Origin of the sequence: Rhizobacter sp., assembly GCF_035702065.1 — a bacterium.
Taxonomy (GTDB): Bacteria; Pseudomonadota; Gammaproteobacteria; order Burkholderiales; family Burkholderiaceae_C; genus Rhizobacter.
Genome location: NZ_DASSRA010000282.1, coordinates 1 through 3,463 on the forward strand (window position 1 = coordinate 1; position 3,463 = coordinate 3,463).

Here is a 3,463-nt window from a genome sequence, read left to right on the forward strand (position 1 = left end):
CACCGAGCCGCGCCTGGACGCACAAGCGGTGAGCGCCCTCATCCCCACCTACGGCACCCGCTGGGACATCGGCGTGCTGATCGGCCCGCATGCCGCCCCCGACTTCTTCACGCCCGACGACATCGCCACCTTCTTCGCCACCGACTGGCAGGTGCACTACAACTCCAGCCGTACCGGCGTGCGCCTCATCGGCCCCAAGCCCACCTGGGCGCGGCGCGACGGCGGCGAGGCCGGCCTGCACCCCTCGAACATCCACGACAACGCCTACGCCATCGGTGCCATCGACTTCACCGGCGACATGCCGGTGATCCTCGGCCCCGATGGCCCCAGCCTGGGCGGCTTCGTCTGCCCCGCCACCGTGGTGCAGGCCGAGCTGTGGAAGCTGGGGCAGCTGGCGCCCGGCCACACCGTGCGCTTCATCCCGCTCACGCACGACGAAGCCGTCGCGCGTGCGACTGCGCAGGACAACGCGCTCTGCATCGAGCCGCTGCCACCCGTCATGCACACCGCCAAGCACCAGCCCGCCGACGCCGCCGTGCTGCACCGCCTGCCGGCCGAGGGCGACAAGGTCGAGGTGGTCTACCGCCGCGCTGGCGACCGCTACGTGCTGATCGAGGTCGGCCCGCTGGTGCTGGACCTGCGCCTGCGCTTCCAGGTGCACGCGCTCATGACCCTTCTGCAGGCCTGGCGCGAGGCCGGCCGCCTGCCGGGCCTGATCGACCTCACCCCCGGCATCCGCTCGCTGCAGGTGCACTACGACGCGCAGCGCATGCCGCTGCCCGCGCTGATGGACATGCTGCTCGAAGCGCAGGCCGAGGTCGATGCGGTGGACGACATCGAGGTGCCCAGCCGCACCGTGTGGCTGCCGCTGTCGTGGGACGACCCGGCCACGCAGCTCGCCATCGAGAAGTACATGCAGTCGGTGCGCGCCGATGCGCCCTGGTGCCCGAGCAACATCGAGTTCATCCGCCGCATCAACGGCCTGCCCGACGTGCAGGCGGTGTACGACGCGGTGTTCGCCGCCAGCTACATGGTGCTGGGCCTGGGTGACGTGTACCTGGGTGCGCCGGTGGCCACGCCGCTCGACCCGCGCCACCGGATGGTGACGACCAAGTACAACCCGGCACGCACCTGGACGCCGGAGAACGCGGTGGGCATCGGCGGCGCCTACCTGTGCGTCTACGGCATGGAAGGCCCGGGCGGCTACCAGTTCGTCGGCCGCACGGTGCAGATGTGGAACCGCTGGCGCCACGGTCAACACGGTGCACGCGAGTTCGAGAAGCCCTGGCTGCTGCGCTTCTTCGACCAGATCCGCTTCTACCCGGTCTCGGCCGATGAGCTGCTCGCGCTGCGGCAGGGCTTCATCGCCGGGCGCGCCTCGCTGCGCATCGAGGAAGGCACGTTCCGCCTCTCCGACTACGAGCGCTTCCTGCGCGACGAGGCGGCGTCCATCGGCGCCTTCAAGCAGGTGCAGCAGGGGGCCTTCGAGGCCGAGCGCGAACGCTGGCGCATTGCCGGGCTGTCCGAGTCGCCGCAGGACACGGCCTCGGCCGACGACGCCGCGGCGCGCGCGGCCAGCGAGGCCTTCGACGGCGAAGTCGTCGGCTCGCAGGTCTCGGGCGGCGTGTGGTCGGTGCTGGTCGAGGCCGGTGCCGAAGTGAGTGCCGGGCAGGCGCTGGTGGTCGTCGAGTCGATGAAGATGGAGATCACCGTCCACGCACCCTGTGCAGGCCGCATCGATCGCGTGCTGTGCAAGTCGGGCGAGGCGGTCACGGCTGGCCAGCCGCTGGTGCTGATGCGGTGATGCGTCGTCTTTCGTCCGCACGCCATCACCCGCTCAGCCTGAGGTATCGAAGGCACGTGCAAGCGGCGGCACGGAGCGGGGCTTCGATACCTCAGCCTGAGCGGGCTGTGACCTGCTAACGCGCTGAACGCGTTCTTTCGTCCATCGCGGTGCACGCCATGTCAAACAACCCCTCCAAGCGCCCCGCATTGGCGCACACCCCCCGCCCAGCACAGCCCCTCCACTGGCACGGTGCTTGCTGAAATACGTGCGCAGGTAGAGCGGTTCCGCGAGTCGTTGGCAGGTTGGCCATCGGCAAGCGCAATCGTCTTACTCAGGGGCACTAGGGTTCCGATCCATCGGCGCGAGCCGGCGGGTGGCTGGTCCAAGAGTGCCCCGGCCACGATGGCCCATGCATCGGGGCTCCACGGAGGGACAAAAGCCCGGGAGAGCGACGTTCGATCGTCTCTTCCTGCGCACGTCCACCACACAGGAGCCTTTCACATGCGCATGCTTCCCTCCCTCCGCAGCCTGGCCTCGGGCCTCGCGCTCTCGCTCGTTGCGGCCACCAGCTTCGCCGCCGGCCCCACGCAGATGAAGATCGGCACCGTGGTCTGGATCGGCTACGGCCCCTTCTACGTGGCCGACGCGCTCGACCTCTACAAGAAGTACAACCTCAAGGTCTCGCTGCAGGTCTTCACCGACCCGGCGCTGATCCCGCCGGCCATCGCCAGCGGCGCGGTCGACGGCGCGATGCTCACCTACGACCAGGTCATCGGCCAGGTGGCTGCCGGCCAGGCGCAGAAGGTGGTGATGCCCATCGACTACTCGAACGGCGGCGACGCCATCGTGGCCACCAAGGCCATCACCAAGGTGTCGGACTTCAAGGGCAAGAAGATCGGTTTCAACCCGCTCTCGCCGTCTGACTTTTTGCTCTCGTACGCGCTCAAGACCGCCGGCCTCACCGACAAGGACATCAGCGCCACCAACATGACGCCCGAGGCCGTGCCGGCCGCGATGGCCTCGGGCCAGCTGCCCATCGGCGTGACCTACGAGCCCAGCCTGTCGCAGATCGTCAACCAGGGCGGCGGCAAGAAGTTCCACGTGGTGTTCTCGTCGAAGAACGCGCCCGGCCTGATTGCCGACGTGCTGGTGTTCGACGACAAGGTGATCAAGGCCCGCCCGGCCGACATCAGCGGCGTGATGAAGGCCTACCTCGACGGCATGGCCTACATGAAGGCCAAGCCGGATGAAGCCGCCAAGATCATCGGCAAGTTCATGGGCGTGTCGGCCAAGGAGGTGAAGGAACAGCTCACCGGCGTCTACAACATCCCGGTGGCCGAGATGCCCAAGGCCTTTGCCAAGGCCAAGGAGACGACCTCGTACTACGCGAGCGGCGAGATCATCGCCGAGCTGCTCAAGGCCAAGGGCCAGATCACCACGATCCCGGCGACCGAGGCGACCTTCGACGCGCAGTTCGTCAACGCGCTGACCAAGAAGTGAAGCCGTCGGCCACGCACAAGCAGTCACCCCGGCGCAGGCCGGGGTCCACTGCATCGCTTGGCCCTCGACGAAAACCCTCGGCGCAGTGGATCCCGGCGTGCGCCGGGATGACGACTCGGAGCCGCTCATGAAGCTCACACATCCGTTCCGCTCGCCCGACGGGGTGGGGGCCAACCT

General features: G+C 68.4%; 2 protein-coding genes and 1 riboswitch. Both genes read left to right on the top strand.

The annotated features are described in order from the left end of the window. Window positions 1-1,804, top strand: a 1,804-nt coding sequence (locus VFL64_RS12840; protein WP_489540771.1) for a carboxyltransferase domain-containing protein, incomplete at its 5' end; no start/stop codon positions are given. A gap of 311 nt (window positions 1,805-2,115) precedes the next feature. Beyond that, a riboswitch (guanidine-I (ykkC/yxkD leader) is annotated at window positions 2,116-2,235 on the top strand. A 58-nt stretch (window positions 2,236-2,293) separates the two neighbouring features. Then, entirely contained in the window at window positions 2,294-3,286 is a 993-nt protein-coding gene (locus VFL64_RS12845; RefSeq protein ID WP_489540772.1) for an ABC transporter substrate-binding protein, read from the top strand. The last annotated feature ends 177 nt before the right edge of the window (window positions 3,287-3,463 follow it).

Coding starts and splice junctions, on each gene's coding strand:
- VFL64_RS12845 (WP_489540772.1), top strand. CDS start 2,294: ATGCTTCCCTCCCTCCGCAGCCTGGCCTCGGGCCTCGCGCTCTCGCTC.